Source organism: Pseudomonas sp. MWU12-2319 (assembly GCF_023242525.1).
Classification (GTDB): Bacteria; Pseudomonadota; Gammaproteobacteria; order Pseudomonadales; family Pseudomonadaceae; genus Aquipseudomonas; species Aquipseudomonas gingeri_D.
On sequence record NZ_JALJES010000023.1, the window covers coordinates 14,403 to 39,743 of the forward strand.

Annotated in this window: 20 protein-coding genes; 5 read left to right on the plus strand and 15 right to left on the minus strand. The window is 62.7% G+C overall.

Going from position 1 to position 25,341, the window contains the following annotated elements; translation table 11 throughout:
- The gene (gene cra, locus M5C01_RS28250; RefSeq protein WP_152741222.1) at window positions 1–996 is read right to left on the minus strand and encodes a catabolite repressor/activator; all 996 of its coding nucleotides are present in this window, start codon (window positions 994–996) and stop codon (window positions 1–3) included.
- 403 nt (window positions 997–1,399) lie between these two features.
- Here cra and ptsP point away from each other — a divergent pair, with 403 nt between their 5' ends.
- From ptsP to M5C01_RS28265, 3 genes are read left to right on the plus strand one after another with little or no spacing between them, the layout of a single operon-like run.
- Window positions 1,400–4,261: a phosphoenolpyruvate--protein phosphotransferase gene (ptsP, locus tag M5C01_RS28255; protein ID WP_152741221.1), complete on the plus strand. Its 2,862-nt coding sequence runs from the start codon at window positions 1,400–1,402 to the stop codon at window positions 4,259–4,261.
- On the plus strand, window positions 4,261–5,202 hold the full coding sequence (gene pfkB / locus M5C01_RS28260) for a 1-phosphofructokinase (RefSeq protein WP_152741220.1): 942 nt from the start codon (window positions 4,261–4,263) through the stop codon (window positions 5,200–5,202). The genes ptsP and pfkB overlap by 1 nt, the downstream gene beginning before the upstream one ends.
- 11 nt (window positions 5,203–5,213) lie before the next feature.
- Window positions 5,214–6,968 carry a PTS fructose-like transporter subunit IIB gene (locus M5C01_RS28265; RefSeq protein ID WP_152741219.1) on the plus strand — a complete coding sequence of 585 codons (1,755 nt, stop codon included), beginning with the start codon at window positions 5,214–5,216 and terminating at the stop codon, window positions 6,966–6,968.
- A 265-nt stretch (window positions 6,969–7,233) separates the two neighbouring features.
- Here M5C01_RS28265 and M5C01_RS28270 read toward each other — a convergent pair whose 3' ends face one another.
- From M5C01_RS28270 to M5C01_RS28305, 8 genes are all read right to left on the minus strand, one after another.
- A complete protein-coding gene (locus tag M5C01_RS28270) occupies window positions 7,234–9,765 on the minus strand; it encodes a sulfite reductase flavoprotein subunit alpha (protein ID WP_178129962.1) in 2,532 nt (843 codons plus the stop codon).
- 175 nt (window positions 9,766–9,940) lie between these two features.
- A complete protein-coding gene (locus tag M5C01_RS28275; protein WP_100941218.1) occupies window positions 9,941–10,348 on the minus strand; it encodes a type II toxin-antitoxin system HicB family antitoxin in 408 nt (135 codons plus the stop codon).
- Window positions 10,317–10,541: a type II toxin-antitoxin system HicA family toxin gene (locus M5C01_RS28280; RefSeq protein WP_100941219.1), complete on the minus strand. Its 225-nt coding sequence runs from the start codon at window positions 10,539–10,541 to the stop codon at window positions 10,317–10,319. The genes M5C01_RS28275 and M5C01_RS28280 overlap by 32 nt, the downstream gene beginning before the upstream one ends.
- Before the next feature lie 180 nt (window positions 10,542–10,721).
- Window positions 10,722–11,885: a type III PLP-dependent enzyme gene (locus tag M5C01_RS28285; RefSeq protein WP_103494710.1), complete on the minus strand. Its 1,164-nt coding sequence runs from the start codon at window positions 11,883–11,885 to the stop codon at window positions 10,722–10,724.
- Window positions 11,886–12,222: 337 nt separating this feature from the next.
- Entirely contained in the window at window positions 12,223–13,380 is a 1,158-nt protein-coding gene (locus M5C01_RS28290) for a betaine/proline/choline family ABC transporter ATP-binding protein (RefSeq protein WP_152741218.1), read from the minus strand.
- Entirely contained in the window at window positions 13,377–14,030 is a 654-nt protein-coding gene (locus tag M5C01_RS28295) for an ABC transporter permease (RefSeq protein WP_152741217.1), read from the minus strand. Before M5C01_RS28295 ends, M5C01_RS28290 begins: the two co-directional genes overlap by 4 nt.
- Before the next feature lie 9 nt (window positions 14,031–14,039).
- Window positions 14,040–14,933: a glycine betaine ABC transporter substrate-binding protein gene (locus M5C01_RS28300; protein WP_152741216.1), complete on the minus strand. Its 894-nt coding sequence runs from the start codon at window positions 14,931–14,933 to the stop codon at window positions 14,040–14,042.
- Window positions 14,934–14,953: 20 nt separating this feature from the next.
- A complete protein-coding gene (locus tag M5C01_RS28305; protein WP_178129961.1) occupies window positions 14,954–15,670 on the minus strand; it encodes an ABC transporter permease in 717 nt (238 codons plus the stop codon).
- A 339-nt stretch (window positions 15,671–16,009) separates the two neighbouring features.
- Between M5C01_RS28305 and M5C01_RS28310 the strand changes: the two genes are divergently transcribed.
- Entirely contained in the window at window positions 16,010–17,593 is a 1,584-nt protein-coding gene (locus M5C01_RS28310) for a peptide chain release factor 3 (RefSeq protein WP_100941225.1), read from the plus strand.
- Window positions 17,594–17,896: 303 nt separating this feature from the next.
- Entirely contained in the window at window positions 17,897–18,115 is a 219-nt protein-coding gene (locus M5C01_RS28315; RefSeq protein ID WP_152741215.1) for a hypothetical protein, read from the plus strand.
- Between the two features lie 114 nt (window positions 18,116–18,229).
- On the opposite strand, the gene M5C01_RS28320 is transcribed toward M5C01_RS28315, so the two are convergent.
- The 6 genes from M5C01_RS28320 to M5C01_RS28345 all read right to left on the minus strand — a co-directional run bounded on the left by M5C01_RS28320 (window position 18,230) and on the right by M5C01_RS28345 (window position 25,281).
- Window positions 18,230–19,201: a peptide ABC transporter ATP-binding protein gene (locus M5C01_RS28320; protein WP_103494716.1), complete on the minus strand. Its 972-nt coding sequence runs from the start codon at window positions 19,199–19,201 to the stop codon at window positions 18,230–18,232.
- Entirely contained in the window at window positions 19,201–20,169 is a 969-nt protein-coding gene (locus tag M5C01_RS28325) for an ABC transporter ATP-binding protein (protein WP_103494717.1), read from the minus strand. Before M5C01_RS28325 ends, M5C01_RS28320 begins: the two co-directional genes overlap by 1 nt.
- A gap of 10 nt (window positions 20,170–20,179) precedes the next feature.
- Window positions 20,180–21,091, minus strand: a complete 912-nt coding sequence (locus M5C01_RS28330; protein WP_103494718.1) for an ABC transporter permease subunit — start codon at window positions 21,089–21,091, stop codon at window positions 20,180–20,182.
- Between the two features lie 10 nt (window positions 21,092–21,101).
- Complete coding sequence (locus M5C01_RS28335) at window positions 21,102–22,112, minus strand: ABC transporter permease subunit (RefSeq protein WP_100941231.1); 1,011 nt, start codon at window positions 22,110–22,112, stop codon at window positions 21,102–21,104.
- 76 nt (window positions 22,113–22,188) lie between these two features.
- On the minus strand, window positions 22,189–23,784 hold the full coding sequence (locus M5C01_RS28340) for an ABC transporter substrate-binding protein (protein ID WP_152741214.1): 1,596 nt from the start codon (window positions 23,782–23,784) through the stop codon (window positions 22,189–22,191).
- Window positions 23,785–23,865: 81 nt separating this feature from the next.
- The gene (locus M5C01_RS28345) at window positions 23,866–25,281 is read right to left on the minus strand and encodes an OprD family porin (RefSeq protein ID WP_152741213.1); all 1,416 of its coding nucleotides are present in this window, start codon (window positions 25,279–25,281) and stop codon (window positions 23,866–23,868) included.
- Window positions 25,282–25,341: the final 60 nt, after the last annotated feature.

Here is a 25,341-nt window from a genome sequence, read left to right on the forward strand (position 1 = left end):
TCAGGCCCCGTGGATTCGCTGCTTGAAGGTCCGGGCGATGGCCTGGACGCCCGGCTGGTAGTTCTTGTCCTCGATGGCGGCCAGGGCCAGTTCCAGGGCTTTTTCGGCGATCAGCTGATGTTGTTGGGCCATGGCGTTGACCGGCAACGGCAGGAAGTCCAGCAACTGGGTGTCACCGAAGGTGCCCAGGCGCAGCGGCTGTGCCTGGAGCGGCTGATCATGCAGGGCATCGAACACGCCTTGCAGCAGGACATAGGAGGTGGTGACCAGGGCATCCGGCAGATGGCCCAGGCGTTTGATCAGGCCTTCCATCAACTGGCGCCCGCACTCGCGGCTGAAGGCCTCGCCATGCTCGATCAGCACCTCGCCCTTGAAGCCCTTCAAGGCTTCCTCGAATCCGGCGGCGCGCTGGCGGCTGATGCTCAACTCGGCACGGGCGCCGATCAGGGCGATATGCCGTGGCAACGGCTGCAGCAGGCTGCGGGTCAGTTGCAGGCTGGCCCGACGGTCGTCGCTGACCACCGAGCAGAAGTGTGCCGGTTCCATTTCCCGGTCGATGGCAATCACCGGTGTCCCCAGGGCCTGCAACTCGCGATAGCTGTCGTCGGCGGCGGGCAGGCAACTGGCGACGAACAGGGCATCGCAGCGCCGCGCGCGGAACAGTTGCAGCAGTTGCCGCTCGCTGTCGGGGGCGTCGTCGGAACTGGCGATCAGCAACTGATAGCCATGGGCGCGGGCGCCTTGCTCCAGCAGCTTGGCGATGCGTGCGTAACTGGGGTTTTCCAGGTCCGGCAGAATGAAACCCAGGGTTCGCGTCTTGCGACTGCGCAGCCCGGCAGCCTGGGGGTTGGGCGTGAAGCCATGTTGCTCGACCACCGCCCGCACCCGTTCCACGGTGCTGATGCTGATACGCTGCTGCGCGGCCTTGCCGTTGATCACGTAGCTGGCGGTGGTGACGGACACACCGGCCAGTTGGGCGATATCACTGAGTTTCAAGCGGGGAGTTCCTTATTTTGCTGCAGCGTTCAGGTCTGCATTTTCGCTGATCGTATCCTATTCCGGCAGCCGACCTTCGTCGTCCAGTTGTCAAAAGACGACGGAGCTTCAGATATCGGGCTGTATACAACCCGCATGTCGCAGCCTTTGGGCCGTCAAACGCTTCGACGGCCCGCCATGGTCCAGCGGTTTTTCAAGACGCCCTGGGGCTTCAACACCGAACAATAATCGAGTAACGTGACCAACACTCTAGATTAAACGTTTCAGCAAGCGTATTTTTGCGGCATTCGGCCCGTGTCATGGTCCTGCCAGAAGACCGTTGCACATTGTTCGGGCCACCCGCCTAAGCTGATTCATTCAAAACAATACCTAGCGTCCCTATGACGCTGAATAGGAGAAAGGCATGCTCGAGCTCACCGTAGAGCAGATTTCCATGGGCCAGTCGGCCGTGGACAAGTCTGCGGCCCTGCAACTGCTCGCGAACAGACTGGTGGCCGATGGCCTGGTGGCCGAGGGTTACCTGGCGGGTTTGCAGGCGCGTGAAGCCCAGGGCTCGACCTTTCTCGGTCAAGGTATTGCGATTCCCCACGGCACGCCGGAAACCCGCGACCAGGTGTTTGCCACCGGTGTGCGCCTGCTGCAATTTCCCGACGGTGTGGACTGGGGCGACGGCCAGATCGTCTACCTGGCCATCGGCATCGCGGCGCGCTCCGACGAGCACTTGCGCCTGCTGCAACTGCTGACCCGGGCCCTCGGCGAAACCGATCTGGGCCAGGCCCTGCGTCGTGCCAGTTCCGCCGAAGCGCTGCTGAAATTGCTGCAGGGCGCCCCCCAGGAACTGGCACTGGATGCACAGATGATCGGCCTGGGCGTGGCCGCGGACGATTTCGAAGAGCTGGTCTGGCGCGGTGCGCGCCTGCTGCGCCAGGCCGATTGCGTCAGCAATGGTTTTGCCGCCGTGTTGCAGCAGGTCGAAGCCCTGCCCCTGGGCGATGGCCTCTGGTGGCTGCACAGCGAGCAGACGGTCAAGCGTCCGGGCCTGGCTTTCGTGACCCCGAACAAGCCGATCCGCTACCTCGGTCAGCCCCTGAGCGGCCTGTTCTGCCTGGCCAGCCTCGGCGAAGCGCACCAGGCTCTGCTCGAGCGCCTGTGTGCGCTGTTGATCGAAGGCCGTGGCCAGGAACTGGGGCGCGCCACCAGCAGCCGTGCGGTGCTCGAAGTCCTCGGTGGTGAGCTGCCGGCCGATTGGCCGAGCGCGCGGATTGCCCTGGCCAATGCCCATGGTTTGCACGCCCGGCCGGCGAAAGTCCTGGCGCAACTGGCGAAGCATTTCGAAGGTGATATCCGGGTGCGTATCGTCGACGGCACGGGCAGTGCCGTGTCGGTGAAAAGCCTGAGCAAGTTGCTCAGCCTCGGTGCCCGGCGTGCGCAGGTGCTGGAATTTATCGCTGAGCCGAGCATTGCCGCCGATGCCTTGCCGGCGCTTCTGGCGGCGGTGGAAGAAGGTCTCGGCGAGGAAGTCGAGCCATTGCCGGCGATCAGTGCCGCGAGCCCGGTGCCGGAAGAAGTACTCGTGCCCCTGGTGGCGCCGAGCGCCGGCAGCCAACTCCAGGCCATCGCCGCCGCACCGGGCATCGCCATCGGCCCTGCCCATGTCCAGGTGCTGGCGCAGTTCGATTACCCGTTGCGTGGCGAGTCCGCGCTGGTTGAGCGTCAGCGCCTGCAACAGGCCATGGACCTGGTGCGCGCGGACATTGAAGGGCTGATCCAGCGCAGCAAGGCCAAGGCCATCCGGGAAATCTTCATTACCCATCAGGAAATGCTCGACGACCCGGAACTCAGCGACGACGTCGAAGCCCGTCTCAAGCAGGGCGAAAGCGCCGAGGCCGGCTGGATGGCCGTGATCGAGGCGGCGGCCCGTCAGCAGGAGGCGTTGCAGGATGCCTTGCTGGCCGAACGCGCGGCGGATCTGCGGGATGTCGGCCGGCGTGTGCTGGCGCAACTCTGTGGCGTCGAGACCCTGGCCGAGCCCGACCAGCCTTATGTGCTGGTGATGGATGAGGTCGGTCCCTCGGATGTGGCGCGATTGGACCCGGCACGGGTTGCCGGGATTCTCACGGCCCGCGGCGGGGCCACGGCCCACAGTGCGATCGTGGCCCGGGCCCTGGGCATCCCCGCCCTGGTTGGTGCCGGCGCGGCGGTGCTGCTGCTGGCGCCCGGTACGCCGTTGCTGATCGACGGGCAGCGCGGCCGCCTGCATGTCTCGCCGGATGAGGCGACCCTGCAGCGTGCCTTGCAGGAACGTGACACCCGCGAGCAACGCCTGCGCCTGGCCTCGGAGCAACGCCACGAACTGGCGCTGACCCGCGATGGCCACCCGGTCGAAGTGTTTGCCAATATCGGTGAAAGCGCGGGCGTTGCCAGCGCAGTGGAGCAGGGTGCCGAAGGCATCGGCCTGTTGCGCACCGAACTGATTTTCATGGCCCATCAGCAGGCGCCGGACGAGGCGACCCAGGAAGCTGAATACCGTCGCGTGCTCGATGGCCTGGCGGGTCGGCCGCTGGTGGTGCGGACCCTCGATGTGGGCGGCGACAAACCGCTGCCGTACTGGCCGATCGCCAAGGAGGAAAACCCCTTCCTCGGTGTGCGCGGTATTCGCCTGACCCTGCAACGCCCGCAGATCATGGAAGGGCAGTTGCGTGCCTTGCTGCGGGCCGCCGACAACCGTCCGTTGCGGATCATGTTCCCGATGGTCGGCAGCGTCTCCGAGTGGCGCCAGGCGCGGGAGATGACCGAACGTCTGCGGCTGGAAATCCCGGTGGCCGATCTGCAACTGGGGATCATGATCGAGGTGCCGTCGGCGGCGTTGCTGGCGCCGGTGCTGGCCAAGGAAGTGGACTTCTTCAGTGTCGGCACCAACGACCTGACCCAGTACACCCTGGCCATCGACCGTGGCCACCCGACGCTCTCGGCCCAGGCCGATGGCCTGCACCCGGCGGTACTGCAACTGATCGATATCACCGTGCGCGCGGCCCATGCCCATGGCAAATGGGTCGGCGTGTGCGGCGAGCTGGCGGCTGATCCCTTGGCGGTGCCGGTGCTGGTAGGGCTGGGCGTGGATGAGCTGAGCGTTTCGGCACGGAGCATTCCCGAGGTCAAGGCGCGGGTCCGCGAACTGAGCCTGCCCCAGGCCCAAGTGCTGGCCCAGGCCGCCCTGGCGGTGGGCAGCGGCGATGAAGTCCGTGCCCTGGTGGAGGCTTTGTAATGGCGCGGATTCTGACCCTGACCCTGAACCCGGCGCTGGACCTGACCGTGCAGTTGGCACGGCTGGAGCCCGGCCAGGTCAACCGCAGCGAAGCGATGCAGACCCATGCCGCCGGCAAAGGGCTGAATGTCGCCCAGGTGCTGGCGGACCTGGGCCATCAACTGACCGTGGGCGGCTTTCTCGGCGACAGCAATCCGCAAGCGTTCGAGGCCCTGATGGCGCGGCGCGGTTTTGTCGATGCCTTTGTCCGGGTACCGGGGGAAACCCGCAGCAATATCAAGCTGGCCGAGCATGACGGGCGGATCACCGATCTCAATGGTCCCGGTCCCCTGGTCAGTGAACAGGCGCGGCAAGCCCTGTTGGATAAACTCGACCTGATCGCCTCGGGGCACGACGCCGTGGTGGTCGCCGGCAGCCTGCCGCAAGGGGTGAGCCCCGAGTGGTTGCAGGCGCTGCTGTTGCGCTTGAAAGGTCTCGGCCTGAAGGTCGCCCTGGACACCAGCGGCGCGGCGTTGCGCGCCGGTCTCGCGGCGACGCCCTGGTTGATCAAGCCCAATGGCGAGGAACTGGCCGAGGCCTTGCAGATTCCCGTGAACTCGTTGCAAAGCCAGGCCGAAACCGCCGCGCGACTGCAAGCCCAGGGCATCGAGCACGTGGTGATTTCCCACGGTGCCGAAGGGGTGAACTGGTTTTCCGGCGCGCCGGCTTTGCAGGCCCTGCCGCCGAAGGTAAAAGTCGCCAGTACGGTGGGGGCCGGCGACTCGTTGCTGGCCGGCATGCTGCACGGGCTGCTCAGCGGTCACTCCGCCGAACAGACCCTGCGCACCGCCACCGCGATTGCCGCTCAGGCGGTGACCCAGATCGGTTTCGGCATTAGCGACCGGGCGCAGTTGGCGCAGCTTGAAAGCGGCGTCCGCGTGCACGCCCTGACAGAACAATAAGAGGGATAGTGATGAAATTAGCCATTGTTACCGCCTGCCCGAACGGCATGGTCACCAGTGTGCTCTGCGCCCGCCTGCTCGATGCGGCGGCCCAGCGCCAGGGTTGGAGCACCAGCGTCGAAGTCCACGACAGCCAGCACCCGGAGCGCCAATTGTCGGCGGCCACGGTCGGTGCCGCCGAATGGGTCCTGCTGGTCAGCAGCGTGCCGGTGGAGATGTCGCGGTTTGTCGGCAAGCGGGTGTTTCAAAGCACTCCGGCCCAGGCGTTGCAGGATGTCGAGGCGGTGTTGCGTCGCGGTGCCGAAGAGGCCCAGGTGTTTGTCGCGCCCAAGGTCGCCCCTGCGGTCGCGGCCGAACCGGTTGCGGCGCCCAAGCGCGCCCCGCGCCTGGTGGCGGTGACCGCCTGCCCGACCGGCGTGGCCCACACCTTTATGGCCGCCGAAGCCTTGCAGCAGTCGGCCAAGCGCCTGGGCTATGAGCTGCAGGTGGAAACCCAGGGTTCCGTCGGCGCCCGCAACCCGCTGAGCGCGGCGGCGATTGCCGAGGCCGATGTGGTGCTGCTGGCGGCGGATATCGAAGTCGCCACCGAGCGTTTCGCCGGCAAGAAAATCTACCGTTGCGGTACCGGCATCGCCTTGAAGCAGCCGGACGCGACCCTCGACAAGGCCCTGTCCGAAGGTCAGCCGGAACAGGTCGCGACGGGTAGCGGAGGTGCTCCGGTCAAGCAGGAAAAGACCGGTGTCTACAAACACCTGCTGACGGGTGTCTCGTTCATGTTGCCGATGGTGGTGGCGGGCGGTCTGATGATCGCCTTGTCGTTCGTCTTCGGCATCACCGCCTTCAAGGAGCCCGGCACGCTGGCGGCGGCCTTGATGCAGATCGGCGGTGAGAGCGCGTTCAAGTTGATGGTGCCGTTGCTGGCCGGCTATATCGCCTATTCGATTGCCGACCGTCCGGGCCTGGCCCCGGGGATGATCGGCGGCCTGTTGGCGAGCACCCTGGGCGCGGGTTTTATCGGCGGCATCGTTGCCGGTTTTCTTGCCGGCTACAGCGCCAAGGCGATCAATCGTTATGCGCGGCTGCCCAGCAGTCTTGAGGCGTTGAAACCGATCCTGATCATTCCGTTGCTGGCGAGCCTGTTCACCGGTCTGGTGATGATCTACGTGGTGGGCAAACCGGTGGCGGGGATGCTCGAAGGGCTGACCCATTTCCTCGACAGTATGGGCACCACCAACGCCATTTTGCTCGGGGTGTTGCTGGGCGGGATGATGTGCGTCGACTTGGGTGGACCGATCAACAAGGCGGCCTATGCATTCTCGGTCGGGCTGCTGGCGTCGCAGAGTTATGCACCGATGGCGGCGACCATGGCCGCGGGCATGGTGCCGCCGATCGGCCTGGGGATTGCCACGCTGATTGCGCGGCACAAGTTTGCCCAGAGCGAGCGCGAGGCGGGCAAGGCGGCGTTTGTGCTGGGGCTGTGCTTTATCTCCGAGGGGGCGATTCCGTTTGCCGCCAAGGACCCGTTGCGGGTGATTCCGGCAAGCATTGCCGGTGGTGCGCTGACCGGTGCCTTGTCGATGTATTTCGGCTGCAAGCTGATGGCACCCCACGGCGGTCTGTTCGTGATGCTGATCCCGAATGCGATCAACCATACCTTGCTGTACTTGCTGGCGATTGTCGCCGGCAGCTTGCTGACGGCGCTGGCCTATGCCGTGCTCAAGCGGCCGGAAGTCGTCGAGTTGGCGGGGGAGCCGGTGCGGGCTTGATTGCATTCGGCCTCAGATCCGCGGCGGTAGTTGCACCGCGATCGTCAGCAAGCCGGCTCCTGCAGTATGTGGCCGAGCGCAAACCTTGCGTACGATTGCTGGCGATGGCGTTCGTATAAGCTGCGCAAGGCTCAGGGGCCTCTTCGCGGGCAAGCCCAGCTCCTACAGTACGTCGTCGTTCACTGACCTTGTGTACGACACAAAACTGTAGGAGCAGGGCTTGCCCGCGAAAGCGTCGGTTCTGACGATGCAAGGCTCAAGGGCCTCAGTACACATCCCGCCGATAACGCCCTTGCTCGATCAATTGCTCGACGGCCTCGGCCCCGAGCAACTCCAGCAGCACCTGATCGACCCCCGTCGCCATCCCCTGCAAGCTGCCGCAGATATAGATCGCCGCACCGTTCGCCAGCCATTGGCGCAGTTCATCCGCCGCCGCGCGCAGGCGATCCTGGACATAGATCTTTTCTGCCTGGTCACGGGAAAACGCCAGGTCCAGGCGCGCCAGGTCACCGCTGGCCAGCCAGCCTTTCAGTTCTTCCCCGCAGTGGAAGTCATGGGCGATATTGCGCTCGCCGAACAACAACCAGTTGTCTCTCTGGCCATCGGCAATGCGCGCCTTGAGCAAGCTGCGCAAGCCCGCCAGGCCCGTGCCGTTGCCCAGCAGAATCAACGGGCACGGCGCCGTCGGCAAATGGAAACCACTGTTGCGCCGCAGCCGCAGGCTGATACCGGCGCCCGGCGCCGCATGCTCGGTCAACCACCCGGAACCCAGGCCCAGGCTGCCATCGGCGTGGCGCTCCTGGCGCACGATCAACTCCAGTTGCCCATCGCTTTCAATGGAGGCGATGGAGTATTCGCGCGGGCTCAGGGGTATCAGCGCATCCACCAGGGCCTGGGCATGCAGGCCGACCAGATGAGCCCGGTTCTCCGGCAACTGGCGTGCTCCCAGGGCCTGGGCGAGGCTTTCCTGCAAACCGTCGAGTTGTACCGGAGTGTCGGCGTCAAGTCCAAGTCCGGCGAGGAAGCGTTCCACTGCCAGGGCACTCTGGCGTGGGAGGATTTCCACCAGGTCACCGGCTTGCCATGGGGTCGCCGTCTCGGCCGTCAGGCCCAGCAGGTAGACGGCGGAACCGGCGCTGCCCGGGTTGAGCAGGTCGCGCTGGCGCAAGGTCCAGTTGGCGAAACCCGGTGCCTGCCAGGCCACCGGAGGCGTGCCGCCGGTCAGTTGGTTGAGTTGCTGTTGCCAATAGCGCAGGGCGTAGGGATCGCCGTTGTCGACTTCGACCGGGGCGAACAGGGTATTGCCGCCACGCGCTTCCAGCCACCGATGCAGGCGTCGGGCGAAACCGCAGAAGTGTTGGTATTGCCGGTCGCCCAGGGCCAGTACCGAATAGTTCAGGGTGCCGAGGGACAGCGGCTGGCCGAGTACCTTGCGTTCGAAACCGCGCGCACTGTCCGGTGCCTCGCCGTCGCCGAAGGTGCTGACGACAAACAGCGCATGCTGCGACTCGCGCAGGTCCCGCTCATTGATGTCGGCCAGCGGACTGACCCGCACCGGCACGCCGGCGGCCTGCAACTGACCGGCGCTCTGCCAGGCCATCTGTTCGGCGAAACCGCTCTGGCTGGCGAAACCGATCAGCCAGGCGGACGTCTCGCCGTCTTGTGGCTCCAGGTCCAGGCGGGCCTGCTTGACCTGGCGTTTCTTGCGCCGCCGATCGAGGTACAGCAGCCAGCCGGTGACGAAGAACAGCGGCATGGCCAGGCTCGACAGGGTCAGCAGGACTCGCCCGGTGATCCCGAAGTAGCCGCCGGTGTGCAGCGCGTAGAGGCTGGTCAGCAACTGTGCCTTGAAGCTTTGGTCGGCGTAGCGCAACTGGTCGCTGATCACCCCCGTGGCCGGGTCCAGGTTGATCTGGTTGAGGGCGCGCTCATGGGGCGAATCCTTGAGCAGGTAGTAGACCGTCGCCGGTTGCCCGGCCACCGCCGGCATGCGGATGTTGTAGGCGCTGAGGTCAGGGCCCGTGGCCCGCTGGATACTGGCCCAGATCGCGTCGTAGTCGGCGCTCGGCGCCGGGCCGCCGGGTGCCGGCTTGCGTTGTCCGCCGCCGCGATGCTGGATCGGTGAGTCGGCCAGCAGTTTGTTCAGGCCGTCGCTGTACCATTCGTAGGACCAGAACAGGCCGGTCAGCGCCGACAGCAGGTAGAGCAGCAGGCACCAGGTGCCGGCGACCGCGTGCAGGTTCCAGTTGAAGGCGCGACCTTTTTTCGCCCAGTCGAGTGTCAGCCAGACCCGCCAGTTCAGGGCCTGGCGCGGCCAGCGCAGATAGAGCCCGGAAAGGCAGAAGAACAGCAGCATCAGGGTGCATGCGCCGGTGATCTGCCGGCCGGTATCACCCAGGGCGAGAAAACGGTGCAGTTGCAATATCAGGGCGAAGAAGTCCTGGCCTTGTGCCTCACCCTGGTACTCGCCGGTGTAGGGGTCGAAATAGCGCATCTGCCCACGGCGTTCACCGGGCGCAGGTGTGAAAGCGACTCGCGCGGCGTTGTCGCCATGGGGGGAAACCCAGAGCATGGCGACGGTCTTGCCTTCGCGGGCTTCGAGCCTGCGCACCAGTTCGGCGGGGGGCAGGGCTTCAGCGTGCTCCGGTACTTCGAGTTGCAGTACGTCGGGGTTGAGCAGGCCTAGCAGTTCGTCCTGGAACGACACCATGGCTCCGGTAATGCCCATGAAAGCCAACACCAGCCCGGCAGTAATGCCGAACAGCCAGTGCAATTGGAACAGTGTTTTCTTCAACACGGCGACCGCCTTGCTTTCTCGAAGTGATTCTCACGACGCGCATTATGCCGTGTGTTTGTGAGAATGCGACGAATTCATATTAACGGCGTTTTTTTCGTGTGACAAAACGGACAAAAGCCCCGTTCCTGGGCAGGAGCGGGGCTTGGGTCGATGCACGAGCGGGTGGGTTGAAGGCTCAGGCGCCTTGCAATATGCGTAAGGCCGCCGTGGCCAGGAAGCCCGACCGACTCTTCTGCTCGGGATGATTGCGCACGTAAGCGTCGATACGGCTCAACAGGTAACCGGGCAAGGTGATATTGAGTTTTTCCGACTTGCCCAGGTACTGGGTGATATCGATGTCCACCAGTGCCCAGATGCAACCTGCGTAGTCCGGGTTTTTCGCGTGCTGGGTCACGGTGCCCGCCCGAGGGATGGGCGCGTCGTCCTCGGCGAGAATTTCCAGATGTCCTTCGATGGCTTCACGGGCCATGGCCAGGGCATCGTCCAGGTCCTCGCCCGCCGAGAAGCAGCCCGGAATATCCGGAACCTCTACGCCCCAGGCGTGTTGCTCGTCACCGGGTTGAATCGCAATGGGGAAAAGCATGATGGTCTCCTGCTTGCAACTGTGCTTGTTTCAGGATGCTGTTGACTGTCTTGGTCAGTAGGTCCTTCTTCGGATGGGGGATGGTCACCAGCCCTGGCTTGTACAGGTGCTTGAAATGGTGGTGACTGCCCTTGATCCTGACCAGATACCAACCGTCCGCTTCGATAAGCCTGATCAGCTGTCGGCTATTCAAGACGACGTTCCTTGTCGTTGGGATTTGGTGGTTACTGTACCCACCAAATTCCACAGGGCAACAGTACACCGCTTCGAAAGGTTTTGCAGCATGTGAAATAGAAAAGGCCCGTGAGGGTTCACGGGCCTTTCGGGAGCAACGCGCGGTGTCCGCAAGGCCGCCTTTCAGCGGCCCGGCGCATCACACGTAGAAGGATTTCAGCGGCGGGAAGCCATTGAATTCCACGGCGCTGTAGCTGGTGGTGTAGGCGCCGGTGGACAGCCAGTACAGGCGGTCGCCGATGGCCAGGTTCAGGGGCAGGCCGTACTTGTAGTTTTCATACATGATGTCGGCGCTGTCGCAGGTAGGGCCGGCGATGACCACTTCTTCCATCTCGCCTTTCTTCTCGGTCCAGATCGGAAACTTGATCGCCTCGTCCATGGTTTCGATCAGGCCGGAGAATTTGCCCACGTCGGTGTACACCCATCGCTCGACGGCGGTACGGGATTTACGCGCGACCAGTACCACTTCGCTGACCAGGATGCCGGCGTTGGCGATCAGCGAACGGCCCGGTTCCAGGATGATTTCCGGCAGGTCGTCGCCGAAGTCTTCCTTGAGGAAACGGATGATTTCTTCCGCGTAGGTTTCCAGGCTGTTGGTACGGGTGATGTAGTTGGCCGGGAAGCCGCCACCCATGTTGATCAGCTTCAGGTGGATGCCGTCTTCTTCCTTCAGGCGTTCGAAGATCACTTTGACCTTGGCGATCGCCGCGTCCCAGACGCTGATATCGCGCTGTTGCGAACCGACGTGGAAGGACACGCCGTAAGGCACCAGGCCCAGGTCGCGGGCGAGGATCAGCAGGTCCATGGCCATGTCGGTCTGGCAGCCGAACTTGCGCGACAGAGGCCAGTCAGCGGTGGTCGAGCCTTCGGTGAGGATGCGCACATAGACTTTCGAGCCCGGGGCGGCCTTGGCGATATTGCGCAGGTCGGCTTCGGAGTCGGTGGAGAACAGACGCACGCCCTTCTCGTAGAAGTAGCGGATGTCCTTGGATTTCTTGATGGTGTTGCCGTAGCTGATGCGGTCGGGGGTGACGCCCTGGCCCAGGACCTTGTCCAGCTCGTAGATCGACGCGATGTCGAAGCTGGAGCCTTTCTTGTTCAGCAGGTCGATGATCTCGACAGCCGGGTTGGCCTTGACGGCGTAATAGACCTTGGCGAATTCGAAACCGGCGCGCAGGTCATCGTAGGCCTGGCTGATCATCGCGGTGTCGATCACCACGAACGGGGTTTCTTGCTGGTCGGCGAACGCCTTCATTTTGTCAAAAGTGGCGCGCGCGAAATAGTCTTCGACCTGAATCGACATGCTGGGAACTCCTACTGGCAAACTAGATTGATCAATGGGTGCAAATGAACGTCCTCCGTATCCCCACTTTGGTTCGCCTACTTCCCAAGGCATGTCGCCGAAAGCAAAAAGGCCATGGGAACAACCGCTTCCCTTGGCCTTGCTGTCTCGTCGTCAGTACTTGAGCCGGATGGATCGTTTCCAGCATGGACGTTCGGCGCGAACTTTAGGACTTGAGGGGCTTGAGATCAACTAAAAATGTCGCGTTTTTACACGCACCCGTCGCGTAGCCCGGATCAGTCACCTATTTAACCGACCCGGATGACAGTCTGATGTTCCCGATCACTGACCGATGGTCTCAGGCCATGGCCATTTCAGCAGGCGAGACGATACTGGTCTTGGCCCCGCGCGAGCGCCCGGAACTCAGGTAGGCGGCAATCGACTCCTGGGTCACTTCGCCAAGGAACACCCGCTCGGCGTCCATCACCGGCAGCCACGAACGATTGAACTCGTACATCCGCGACAACAGGATGCGCAGGTGCTCGTCGTAGGCCGCCGTGGCATTGAACTCGCGCAGGAACTGCGCGCAGGTCCCGGTCTGACGGTGCAGGTCGCGACGTCGCACATAACCCAGCGCCTTGTTCCCAGCATCGGTGACCACCACATAGCGACGGTCATGTTCGTCCATCAGTTCCAGGGCATCGGCCACCGGAGTCTCCGGGCTTACCGAGGGCGCGTTGTCCGCCGCGTCTTCGGCCTTCACCAGCAGCAGGCGCTTGAGGGTGCTGTCCTGGCCGACAAAACTGCTGACGAAATCGTCGGCCGGGTGGGCCAGCAGGGTGTCCGGGTGGTCGATCTGCAACAGCTTGCCGGCGCGGAAGATGGCGATCTTGTCACCCAGCTTGATGGCTTCGTCGATATCGTGGCTGACCATGATCACGGTCTTGTTCAGCGCCCGCTGCATCTCGAAGAACTCGTTCTGGATCATCTCGCGGTTGATCGGGTCGACCGCGCCGAACGGTTCATCCATCAGCAGCAATGGCGCATCGGCCGCCAGGGCGCGGATCACGCCGATCCGCTGTTGCTGTCCACCGGACAACTCACGCGGGTAGCGATGCAGGTACTGCTTGGGCTCCAACTTGATCATGCTCATCAACTCGCGGGCGCGGTCGTGGCATTTCTGCTTGTCCCAGCCCAGCAGTTTCGGCACCACCACGATGTTTTCCTCGATGGTCATGTTGGGGAACAGGCCGATCTGCTGGATCACATAACCGATATTGCGCCGCAGGGTCACCTCGTCGAGGTCGGTGGTGTCTTCGCCGTTGATCAGGATCTTGCCCGAGGTGGGCTTGATCAGGCGGTTGATCATCTTCAGCGTGGTGCTCTTGCCGCAACCCGAAGGGCCGAGGAATACACAGATCTCGCCTTCGTTGACGGTCAGGCTCACGGAATCAACGGCGGTGATGGTCTTGCCGTTGCTTTGAAAGGTCTTGGTCAGGTTTTGAAGTTCGATCATTTGAGCAGTCCTTTTGGAGTCAGCGTGCGTTGCAGCCATTGCAGGAGCAGGTCGGCGGCGATGGCCAGGAGGCTGACCAGGACGGCACCGACGATCAGCATCGACATGTCACTGCGGCTGATGGCGGCCAGAATCAGTACCCCCAGGCCACCGGCACCGATGGTGGCGGCGATGGTCATGACACCGATGTTCATCACCACGGCGGTGCGGACACCGGCGAGGATCACCGGCACCGCGATGGGCAGCTCGACCATGCGCAGGCGCTGGCCGAAGGTCATGCCGATGCCCCGCGCGGCTTCGCGGATACCCGGCTCGACACCTGTCAGGGCCAGGTAGGTGTTGCGCATGATCGGCAGCAGGGAATAGAGAAACACGGCGGTGATCGCCGGCAGCGGTCCCAGGCCCTGGCCGAATTTGGAGTAGAACGGCAGCAGCAGGCCGAACAGGGCGATGGACGGCACGGTCAGTAGCACGGTGGCGCTGGCCTGCAGTGGCCCGGCCAGGGTGGGGAAGCGGGTCATCAGCACGCCCAGGGGGACGCCGACGACAATCGCGAGAATCACGGCGATGCCCACCAGGGTGATGTGCTGCCAGGTCAGATGCAGGACCTGTGTCCAGTCGAGATGGGAAAAGGCGTTGAGAAATTCCATGTCTTCTCCTCAGTTGATCGGATGTTGGCGCAGGAAATCGGCGGCCACGGCGGACGGGCTTTCATGGTCGACATCGACCCGCGCATTCAACTGGCGCATGGTGTCGTTGTCGAACAGCGCCGCCAGTGGCTTGAGATCGGCGGCCAGTTGCGGATGGGCGTCGAGATAGACCTGGCGCACCACCGGTGCGGCGGTGTAGTCCGGGAAGTAATGCTTGTCGTCTTCCAGCAGCTTCAATTTGAAGGCGTTGAGGCGACCGTCGGTGGTGTAGACCAGGCCGGCAAATACCTGGCCGTTGCGTAGCGCCGTGTAGACCAGGCCGGCGTCCATCTGCCGGGTGTTCTTGCGGGTCAGGTTCATCTGGTACAGCTTGACCATGCCGGCCATGCCGTCGGAACGGTTGGCGAACTCGGTGTCCAGGGCCACCAGGCGGTTTTCCTGGCTGTCTTCGGCCAGGGCCTGGGTCAGGTCGCTGATGCTGTTGATCCGCGGGTATTGCTTGGCCACGTTCTCCGGCAGGGCCAGGGCGTAGGTGTTACTGAACTTTGACGGCGCCAGCCAGACCAGGCCTTTTTTCGCGTCGAGCTCCTTGACCCTTACGTAGGACTGTTCGCTGTCGAGTTTTTCGTCGACATGGTTGTAGGCCACCAGCGACACGCCGGTGTATTCCCAGATCAGGTCCAGTTGCCCGCTTTCCTGGGCGCTACGCGCCAGGTTGCTGCCCAGGCCGCCGGTCACCTGGGGGTTGTAGCCCTTGGTGCGCAGGTACTGGGCGGTGATTTCCGCCAGCAGGGTCTGTTCGGTGAAGACCCGGGCGCCGATGCGGATCAGCGGTTTTTCAGCGGCTTGTACGATTCCTGCGCACAGCAGGACGCAGACCAGTATTGCAGTCAGTCTTTTCATGTTGATTCCTTTGCCGAGCCTTAAGACGGGCGCAACCCGCGTTCCAGCCAGAGGCGGCTGGTCATGGTCACCAGGCCGTCGAGCAGCAAGGCCAGCAGCGCGGTACAGGCGGCGCCGAGCAGCAGTTGCGGCTGATTGTTCAGGGCGATGCCGGGGAAGATCAGGCTGCCCAGGCTGTTGGCGCCGATCAGGAACGCCAGGGGCGCGGTACCGACGTTGATCGCCAGGGCCACCCGTACACCGCCGATGATGATCGGCACGGCGTTGGGCAGTTCCACCTGCAAGAGCACCTGGCGCGGGGTCATGCCGATGCCGACAGCGGCTTCTTTCAGGGAACCCTGGACGTTTTTCAGGCCTTCGTAGGTGTTGCGCACGATGGGCAGCAGGGAGGCGAGGAACAGGGCAAAGATCGCCGGGCCGCTGCCGATGCCCAGCACGCCGAGGGCGATGGCCAGTACGGCCAGGGGCGGGACTGTGTTACCGATATTGAAGATCTGCATGAAGCGTTCCGCGCGCCCGACCATGCTCGGTCGGCTCAGCAGGATACCGGCGGGAATCCCTACGATCAGGGCGGCAAGCATGGAGACAAGAACCAGGATCAGGTGAGCTTGCAGGTAAAACAACAAATCGTCGCGGTACAGTTCGATCGTGTTGATGCCAATCCAGTGGATCAGCAGGGCCAGGAGAGCGACGACAACCGCTCCTCCTATCAGCCCTTTGCCATAGCGAATAGCCACAGGCGGACTCCTTTATTTCAGTCGGCGAGCACATTCCCGAGCGGCAATGCCATTCCTGGCTGTCGGCGAATATGTTCGCGAAATGCAGCTCGTCACTGCCGGCAAAGCGGCAGGCGGTCGAGCCATAAGCGCAGCCTCGTCAGGCTGACTTGCAGGTATTTCAGCCCCGGTACGATTCAGGTAGCAGGGGAGTGGACGCCTCCACCTTTTAAAAGGTTCCATAGTTGGCGGTATTTAGCCACCCTTGAAGTCACTGCAAACGGGTGAGCGGTGGTCCGTGGGCCTCGGTTTGCGCTATACTCGCCGCCCTTTTTTGACTCACCTGCCAGGCGATTTCCCATGACCCACCAGGCCGCCGAAGTCGCGAAACGCCGCACTTTCGCCATTATTTCCCACCCCGATGCCGGTAAAACCACCATCACCGAGAAGCTCCTGCTGATGGGCAAGGCGATCGCGGTGGCCGGCACGGTGAAATCCCGTAAATCCGACCGCCATGCCACCTCCGACTGGATGGAAATGGAAAAACAACGGGGTATCTCGATTACCACGTCGGTCATGCAGTTCCCGTATCGCGATCACATGATCAACCTGCTCGACACCCCGGGCCACGAAGACTTCTCCGAAGACACCTACCGCACCCTGACCGCGGTCGACTCGGCGCTGATGGTCCTCGATGGCGGTAAGGGCGTCGAGCCACGGACCATCGCCCTGATGGACGTCTGCCGTCTGCGGGACACGCCCATCGTCAGCTTTATCAACAAGCTCGACCGGGATATCCGTGATCCGATCGAACTGCTCGACGAGATCGAAGCCGTCCTGAAAATCAAGGCCGCGCCGATCACCTGGCCGATCGGTTGCTACCGCGACTTCAAGGGCGTGTACCACCTGGCCGACGACTACATCATTGTCTACACCGCCGGTCACGGGCATGAACGCACCGATGTGAAAATCATCGAGAAGCTCGACTCCGACGAAGCCCGTGCCCACCTGGGTGACGAGTACGACCGTTTTGTCGACCAGTTGGAGCTGGTGCAGGGCGCCTGCCACGAGTTCAACCAGCAGGAGTTCCTCGACGGTCAGCTGACCCCGGTGTTCTTCGGCACCGCCCTGGGCAACTTCGGTGTTGACCATGTGCTGGACGCCGTCGTTGATTGGGCGCCGATGCCTCTGGCTCGAGTCGCCAACGAACGCACCGTGGAGCCGGTGGAAGAGAAGTTCGCCGGTTTCGTGTTCAAGATCCAGGCGAACATGGACCCCAAGCACCGCGACCGGATCGCCTTTATGCGCATCTGTTCAGGCAAGTACGACAAGGGCATGAAAATGCGCCATGTGCGGACTGGCAAGGATGTGCGGATCGGTGATGCGCTGACCTTCTTCTCCTCCGAGCGCGAGCAGTTGGAAGAGGCCTATGCCGGCGACATCATCGGCTTGCACAACCACGGCACCATCCAGATCGGCGATACCTTTACCGAAGGCGAGGCCCTGGGCTTTACCGGTATCCCGCACTTCGCCCCGGAACTGTTCCGTCGCGTGCGCCTGCGTGACCCGCTCAAGTCCAAGCAACTGCGCCAGGGTTTGCAGCAGTTGGCGGAAGAGGGCGCGACCCAGGTGTTCTTCCCCGAGCGCAGCAACGACATCATCCTCGGCGCCGTCGGTGTGCTGCAGTTCGATGTGGTCGCCAGCCGCTTGAAAGAGGAATACAAGGTCGAGTGCTCCTATGAGCCGATCACCGTGTGGTCCGCGCGCTGGATTGATTGCAGCGACAAGAAGAAGCTCGACGAGCTTCGGGTCAAGGCCGTGGAAAACCTCGCGTTGGACGGCGGCGGTCACCTGACCTACCTGGCGCCGACCCGGGTCAACCTGGCGCTGATGGAAGAGCGCTGGCCGGACGTGAAATTCCGCGCGACGCGCGAACACCACTAAGGCGTTGCTCGCGGCGGTATTTGTCGCACCTTTGAAAAACCCGCTGCCCAGGCCGCGGGTTTTTTATTATGGGCGTTGCAAAAAAATCGAGCTTAGGCAGCGCCGAGAGGGGTAATCAAAAAGATCTATATTCTTTTTGAGTCTAATTGTAATTCAGAATGATTCTATCGCCAGCCAGCAGTTTTCATCTAGCCAGTATGGAAAAGTCCGTTCAACGGGTCTAGGTTCAGACAAGTTGCCGTTGGCTTCTTGAAGTCGGCTGCAAGGTGCTGGTGATCTATCCACAGAGGGACGGAAGCGACGATGAAAATTTTTCAACGCAGCGTGCTGCTGATCAAGGTGCTGGTGCTGTTGATGGTGGGGGCTTCAAGTGCCTGGGCCAGTAATGCGGTGTCGGATCATGGAGCGGTTTCTCCTTCGAAATCCGCGGTGCACGCGCTTTACGCCGATGACACGGAAAAGAAAGCCCCGGATCAGGATGATCAAGGCGACAGCGATGAAGACGGTGACACCGATAGCTGAGTCGCACGAATGAAAAAGCCCCTTGCGCCCAGCGAATAACGCGCTCGACGAAAGAGGCCGTACTACCGTTTTCAGCGCTCTCGCTTATTCAGGAGAGCGCTTTTTTGTTGCCCGTCAGCCGAGGAACTGCTCCGCGTAATGGCAGGCCACCTGACGTGAATCGAGCTCGCGCAAGGCCGGCTCTTCCGTGCTGCAACGCTCGGTGGCGTACGGGCAGCGCTTGTGGAAGGCGCAGCCGGACGGCGGGTTGAGCGGGTTGGGCAACTCACCGGCGATCTTGATCTTCGGCTTCAACGGGTCCGGGTGGATCGCCGGCGTCGCCGAGAGCAGGGCCTGGGTGTACGGGTGCAGGGGACGGGCATAGATGTCCTCCTTCGGGCCCATTTCCACCGGTCGACCGAGGTACATCACCAGCACCTGGTCGGCCACGTGACGGACCACCGCCAGGTTGTGGGAGATGAATACGTAGGCGGTGTTGAACTGCTGCTGCAGGTCCATGAACAGGTTCAGTACCTGGGCCTGGATCGAGACGTCCAGCGCCGAGGTCGGTTCGTCCGCCACCAGCACTTTCGGTTGCAGCATCATTGCCCGCGCCAGGGCGATCCGCTGGCGCTGGCCGCCGGAGAACATATGCGGGTAGCGATGGTAGTGTTCAGGGCGCAAGCCGACCTGCTTCATCATCGCCTGGACTTTTTCCCGACGCTCGGCGGCGGACAGCTGGGTGTTGATCAGCAGCGGTTCACCCAACTGGTCGCCGATCTTCTGCCGAGGGTTGAGCGACGCGTAGGGGCTCTGGAACACCATCTGCACGTCTTTGCGCAGTTGCTTGCGCTGGGCCTTGTTGGCGCCGGCGACTTCCTGCCCGGCGATTTTCAATGAGCCGGACGACGGCTCCTCGATCAGCGTCAGGGCCCGGGCTAGGGTGGATTTGCCGCAACCCGACTCGCCGACCACGGCGAGGGTCTTGCCGGCTTCCAGCTCGAACGACACGCCATTGAGGGCGCGCACCAGCGCATGGCCCTTGAACAGGCCACGAGAGACTTCGTAGTGACGGGTGAGGTCGCGGGCGGTGAGAACGACGGCCATTACGCCACCTCCTGGTTCAGCGGGAAGAAGCAACGGGCAAGGCTCTTGGCTTTCGGGTCCAGGGTCGGACGCTGCTGCCGGCAGCTTTCCTGCACGTAGGGGCAGCGCGGCGACAGCAGGCAACCCACCGGCCGGTCATAACGCCCGGGCACGATGCCCGGCAAGGTCGACAGGCGCTCGGCCCCGAGGCTGTGCTCTGGAATCGCCTTGAGCAGGGCTTCGCTGTAGGGATGCGCCGGCACATCGAACAGGCCTGGCACCATGCCGACTTCCACGGCCTGGCCGGCGTACATCACGCAGACCCGCTGGGCGGTTTCGGCAACGACCGCGAGGTCGTGGGTGATCAGCACCAGGCCCATGTTCTGCTCTTGTTGCAGGCTGAGCAGCAGGTCCATGATCTGCGCCTGGATGGTCACGTCCAGGGCGGTGGTCGGTTCGTCGGCGATCAGCAGCTTGGGTTCGCCGGCAATCGCCATGGCGATCGCGACGCGCTGGCTCATGCCGCCGGACAGTTGGTGCGGGTAGGCGTCCATGCGGCTGGCGGCGCCCGGGATCTCGACTTTTTCCAGCAGCTCGATGGCACGCTTGCGCGCCGCCTTGCCGGACATCTTCAGGTGCAGGCGCAGCACTTCCTCGATCTGGAAGCCCACGGTGTAGCTGGGGTTCAGCGCGGTCATCGGGTCCTGGAAAACCATCGCCAGGTCCTTGCCGACCACTTGCCGACGTTGCCGGGCGCTGAGCTTGAGCATGTCCTTGCCGTCGAAGCGCAGGGCGTCGGCGGTGACAATGCCAGGGTGCTCGATCAGGCCCATCAGCGCCATCATGGTCACGGATTTACCCGAGCCCGACTCGCCAACGATGGCCAGGACTTCGCCTTTGTCCACCGTGATGTCGAGGCCGTCGACAACCGGCACGGCGGTCTGGTCGCCGAAGCGAACGTTGAGATTCTTGATTTCTAGCAGTGACATGGGAATCTCCTCAGGCGGCGTTCTTGAGTTTCGGGTCCAGCGCATCGCGCAGGCCGTCGCCCATCAGGTTGATTGCCAGCACGCTGAGCAAAATGGTCAAGCCAGGCAGACTGACCACCCACCAGGCGCGCTCGATGTAGTCGCGGGCCGAGGCCAGCATGGTGCCCCACTCCGGGGTGGGCGGTTGTACGCCCAGACCGAGGAAGCCCAGGGCGGCGGCATCGAGGATCGCCGAGGAGAAACTCAGGGTGGCCTGGACGATCAGCGGTGCCATGCAGTTGGGCAGCACGGTGATGAACATCAGGCGCGGCAGGCTGGCACCGGCCAGGCGTGCGGCGGTCACGTAGTCACGGTTCAGTTCGCCCATGACGGCGGCCCGGGTCAGGCGCACGTAGGACGGCAGCGAGACGATGGCAATGGCGATCACGGTGTTGATCAGGCCAGGGCCGAGGATGGCGACAATCGCCACGGCCAGCAGCAGCGAGGGCAGGGCCAGCATGATGTCCATCAGGCGCATGATGGTCGGACCGAGGATGCGCGGGAAGAAACCGGCCAGCAGGCCCATGAAGATGCCCGGGATCAGCGACATCACCACTGAGGACAGGCCGATCAGCAACGACAGGCGCGAACCGTGGATCAGCCGCGAGAGCAGGTCGCGGCCCAGTTCGTCGGTGCCCAGCAGGTACTGGATCTGGCCGCTGGCAAGCCACGATGGCGGGGTCAGCAGGGCGTCGCGGAACTGTTCGCTCGGGTCGTGCGGGGCGACCCAGGGGGCGAAGATCGCGCAGAACACCACCAGCGACATGAACAGCAGGCCGGCGACAGCGCCTTTGTTCTTGGCGAAGTGCTGCCAGAATTCCTTGTACGGAGAGGGGTACAGCAGGCTTTGATCGACGGCGGTCGAAGCAATAGTAGTACTCATGATCTTGATCTCAGCGCTGGTGGCGGATGCGTGGATTGACAAGGCCGTAGAGGATGTCCACGACGAAATTGACCACAATCACCAGGCAGGCGATTAACAGGATGCCGTTTTGTACGACGGGGTAGTCCCGGGCGCCGATGGCTTCGATCAGCCATTTGCCGATACCGGGCCAGGAGAAGATGGTTTCGGTCAGCACGGCGCCGGCCAGCAGGGTGCCGACTTGCAGGCCGACCACGGTCAGTACCGGAATCAGCGCGTTGCGCAGGCCATGGACGAACACCACGCGCGCCGGCGACAGGCCCTTGGCCCGGGCGGTACGGATGTAGTCTTCGCGCAATACTTCGAGCATCGAGGAGCGGGTCATCCGGGCGATCACCGCCAGCGGGATGGTGCCCAGCACGATGGCCGGCAGGATCAGATGGTGCAGCGCATCCCAGAACGCGTCGGGCTGGTCGCTGAGCAAGGTGTCGATCAGCATGAAGCCGGTTCTCGGCTCGATGTCGTAGAGCAGGTCGATGCGTCCGGACACCGGGGTCCAGCCCAGGCTCACGGAGAAGAACATGATGAGGATCAGGCCCCACCAGAAGATCGGCATCGAATAGCCGGCCAGGGAGATCCCCATCACCCCATGGTCGAACAGGGACCCTCGCTTGAGGGCCGCAATCACCCCGGCGAGCAGTCCGAGGACCCCGGCGAACAGCAGGGCGGCCATGGACAGTTCCAGGGTGGCGGGGAACAGCGTGGTGAACTCGGTCCACACGCTGGTGCGGGTACGCAGGGACTCGCCGAGGTCGCCGTGGGCGAGCTTGCCGACGTAGTCGATGTACTGGGCATAAAGCGGCTTGTTAAGACCGAGGCGTTCCATCGCCTGGGCATGCATTTCCGGGTCGACCCGGCGCTCGCCCATCATGACTTCCACGGGATCGCCCGGGATCATGCGAATCAACGCGAAAGTCAGCAACGTGATGCCGAAGAACGTGGGGATCAGCAACCCCAGTCGGCGGGCAATAAAACTAAACATCGTGTGGTGTACCTCATCAGCCGGTTAGGCGTGCTCATCAGTACCCGGGGTCGGGTACCGACGAGCGTTTGTTGTTCTACTTCACCTGGGTGGTGGCGAAGTTATTCGTGGATAGCGGGCTCATGTGGTAGCCCTCTACGTTCTTGCGCATAGCGGTAAACATCTTCGGATGGGCATCGTTCACCCACAGGACCTGGTTGTGCAGGATCTCCAGGGCCTGTTCATAGAGTGCGGCACGTTGGGCGGGTTCAGTCTTGGCGCGAGCCTGGTCGATCAGCGCCTGGAACTGAGGATTGCACCAGCGGCTGTAGTTTTCGCCGTTTTTCGCCGCTTCGCAACTCAATAGCGGGCTGAGGAAATTATCCGGGTCGCCGTTGTCCCCGCTCCAGCCGGCGGAGACCATGTCGTGCTCGCCTTTTTTCGCACGTTTGAGCATCTCGGCCCACTCCATGACGCGGATATCGAGCTTGATGCCGACCTTGGCCAGGTCGGCCTGCATCAGTTGCGCGCCGAGTTGCGGGTTCGGGTTGGTCGGGCCGCCGCCGTTGCGAGTATAGAGGGTAAAGACCGTGCCTTCGGGGACGCCGGCTTCCTTGAGCAGGGCGCGAGCCTTGTCCAGGTCCTGGGCCGGGTTCTTCAGCTTGTTGTTGTAGCCCAGCAGGGTCGAGGGGTAGGGATTCACTGCGGGGATGGCATTGCCCTTGCCGTACAGGGTGTCGACGTAGTTCTGCTTGTCCAGGGCCAGCTCGATGGCCTGGCGCACCCGCACATCGCTCAGGTACTTGTGTTCGGTGTTGATCGACACGTAGCCGGTGGCCATGGCCGCCATCTCATCGATCTTCAGGTTCGGATCAGCCTTGATGTTCGGCACGTCATCGGGTTTGGGGTACAGGGCGACCTGGCACTCGTTGGCCTTGAGCTTCTGCAGGCGGGTGTTGTTGTCGACGGTGATGGCCAGGATCAGGCTGTCCGCCGGCGGCTTGCCACGGAAATACTCCGGGTTGGCCTTGAAGCGGACCTGGGCGTCCTTGGCATAGCGCTGGAAGATGAACGGGCCGGTGCCGATCGGCTTGCTGTTGAGTTCGTCGAGCTTGCCGGCCTTGAGCAACTGGTCGGCGTATTCGGCGGAGTGGATCGAGGTGAAGGCCATGCCCAGGTCGGACAGGAACGGTGCCTCTGGACGATTGAGGGTGAAGCGCACGGTCAGGTCGTCGACTTTCTCGACGCTTTTGAGCAGGTTCTGGAAGTCCATGCTCTCGAAATACGGAAAACCGACGGTGGACGCCTTGTGCCATGGGTTATTGGGGTCCAGTTGACGCTGGAAGCTCCAGACCACGTCGTCGGCGTTCAGCTCGCGGGTCGGCTTGAAGTAGTCGGTGGTGTGGAACTTGACGCCTTTTCTCAGGTGAAAGGTGTATTGCAGGCCATCGGGGCTGATCTCCCAGCTTTCGGCCAGGGCCGGCTGGATCTCGGTGGTGCCGGGCTTGAAGTCCACCAGACGGTTGAACATTGTTTCAGCGGCGGCGTCGGCGGTGACGGCGGTGGTGTAGAGCACCGGGTCAAAACCTTCCGGGCTGGCTTCGGTACAGACCACCAAGGGTTTGGCGGAAACACCGATAGCCACGCTGAACACGGCGGCCGCGATGGCGGCGCGCAGGGGAAGCATCTTCATGTAAACCCTCCTTGATCGATTGAGCCAGATTAGACGCTGGGGCCGATTCGTCGAATCGGCCCCAGGGCCGTTCAGGTGTGGTTAGAGAATGTTGAATGGAATGGTGGTGACCAGGCGGAACTCGGTGATGCTGCCGTCGCCCTGGTTGGCCGTGGCTCGGTGCTCCGTATAGTTGGCCCGGATCGAGGCCGCCTTGAGCGGGCCGCTCTGGATGACATAGGACGCGCCGATGCCTTGCTCGTAGTGCTTCTCGTCATGCATGTTCTTCACATCGTAAGCGGTGCCGGTGTAGTGAGTCCCGTCGATGCCCCAGCCGTGGGCCTGGTAGACATTGAACTTCAATCCCGGAACGCCGTACTCGGCCATGTTCAGGCCATAGGCGATCTGGAAGGATTTTTCGTTCGGGCCGTTGAAGTCCGACAGCAGGGAGTTGGCCAGGTAGATACCGTTGGTTTCGTGCAGGTAGTCGAAGTACTCGTTACCGTCGATTTCCTGGTAGGAGAAGGTCAGGCTGTGGGCCTGGTGGGTCAGTCCGAACGACAGCGAGTAGGCGTCGTTGTTGATTTCACCCATCTTCTTTTTGCCGGTGTCGAGGGTCTTGTAGTAGTTCAGGCCCGTGGTCAGGCCCAGGATCGAGCTGTCGCCCAGTTCATGGGTGGCACCGAAGTAGTACTGGTTCCAGAAGTCTTCGACGTTGGACACGTAGAGGCTGGTTTTCAGGCTCTTGAACGGCTGATAGTTGAGCCCCGCCATGTTGACGTGATCGGTCTCGACATCGATGTTGGTGTACTCGGAGCGGAATTTCGACAGGCTCTCTTCGGTTCTTGGCGACACCCGGTCAAAGGTGGCGGCGTCGAACGACAGGTTGTTGAACTCTTCGCTATGGATGCTCACGCCTTCGAAGCTCGAGGGCAGTACGCGGTTGGGCATCACATCGACGATCGGCGTGCTGTAGCTCTGCCGGCCGGCGGTCACGGTGGTGTTCGACACGCGGAACTTGACGTTGGCCAGGCCGAGCTTGCTCCACTGGCCCTGCGCGTCGCCGCCATCTTTGGTCAAGGTACGGTTGTTGCCCAGGCCGCCGACACCTGGAATCGGTGCGCCACCATTGGCCGAAGCCAGGCGTTCGGTATCGCGTTCCAGGGCGACGACGTTATACACCGCCACTTCAGTGCTGACCCCAACGGTCCCCTCGCTGAAGCCGGAGTTGTACTTGACGATGGTGCCTTGCAGCCAGTTGATACGACGGTCGGTAGGGATCAATACGCCATGGTCGTTGTAGTGGAACTTGCCACCCCGTTGGAGCTGCTCGTTGGCATACCAGTTACGGGTGAGACCGCTCACGCTTTGCTCTTCGAAAAAGCCTTTGGTCTGTTCCTGGGCATTGGTCGAACTCAGGCTCGTCGGTACAAAATCCTGACTCTGGGTTTCAGCGTGGGCCATCACGGTGGCGCTGCTGATCGCTAAAGCCAACAACGCTTTTTGAGAGAGTTTCAAGGTTAAAGCTCCTTATTTTCTTTTTTTAATACCGGCCTTCTAGGCTGGTCCGGCTTTTTT

Excerpts from the sequence above, each read along its gene's own strand:
- ptsP (WP_152741221.1), top strand. The coding sequence starts at position 1,400 with ATGCTCGAGCTCACCGTAGAGCAGATTTCCATGGGCCAGTCGGCCGTG.
- pfkB (WP_152741220.1), top strand. The coding sequence starts at position 4,261 with ATGGCGCGGATTCTGACCCTGACCCTGAACCCGGCGCTGGACCTGACC.
- M5C01_RS28265 (WP_152741219.1), top strand. The coding sequence starts at position 5,214 with ATGAAATTAGCCATTGTTACCGCCTGCCCGAACGGCATGGTCACCAGT.
- M5C01_RS28275 (WP_100941218.1), bottom strand. The coding sequence starts at position 10,348 with ATGCTTTTCCCCATTGCGATTCAACCCGGTGACGAGCAACACGCCTGG.
- M5C01_RS28285 (WP_103494710.1), bottom strand. The coding sequence starts at position 11,885 with ATGTCGATTCAGGTCGAAGACTATTTCGCGCGCGCCACTTTTGACAAA.
- M5C01_RS28290 (WP_152741218.1), bottom strand. The coding sequence starts at position 13,380 with ATGATCGAACTTCAAAACCTGACCAAGACCTTTCAAAGCAACGGCAAG.
- M5C01_RS28295 (WP_152741217.1), bottom strand. The coding sequence starts at position 14,030 with ATGGAATTTCTCAACGCCTTTTCCCATCTCGACTGGACACAGGTCCTG.
- M5C01_RS28300 (WP_152741216.1), bottom strand. The coding sequence starts at position 14,933 with ATGAAAAGACTGACTGCAATACTGGTCTGCGTCCTGCTGTGCGCAGGA.
- M5C01_RS28310 (WP_100941225.1), top strand. The coding sequence starts at position 16,010 with ATGACCCACCAGGCCGCCGAAGTCGCGAAACGCCGCACTTTCGCCATT.
- M5C01_RS28315 (WP_152741215.1), top strand. The coding sequence starts at position 17,897 with ATGAAAATTTTTCAACGCAGCGTGCTGCTGATCAAGGTGCTGGTGCTG.
- M5C01_RS28320 (WP_103494716.1), bottom strand. The coding sequence starts at position 19,201 with ATGGCCGTCGTTCTCACCGCCCGCGACCTCACCCGTCACTACGAAGTC.
- M5C01_RS28325 (WP_103494717.1), bottom strand. The coding sequence starts at position 20,169 with ATGTCACTGCTAGAAATCAAGAATCTCAACGTTCGCTTCGGCGACCAG.
- M5C01_RS28330 (WP_103494718.1), bottom strand. The coding sequence starts at position 21,091 with ATGAGTACTACTATTGCTTCGACCGCCGTCGATCAAAGCCTGCTGTAC.
- M5C01_RS28335 (WP_100941231.1), bottom strand. The coding sequence starts at position 22,112 with ATGTTTAGTTTTATTGCCCGCCGACTGGGGTTGCTGATCCCCACGTTC.
- M5C01_RS28340 (WP_152741214.1), bottom strand. The coding sequence starts at position 23,784 with ATGAAGATGCTTCCCCTGCGCGCCGCCATCGCGGCCGCCGTGTTCAGC.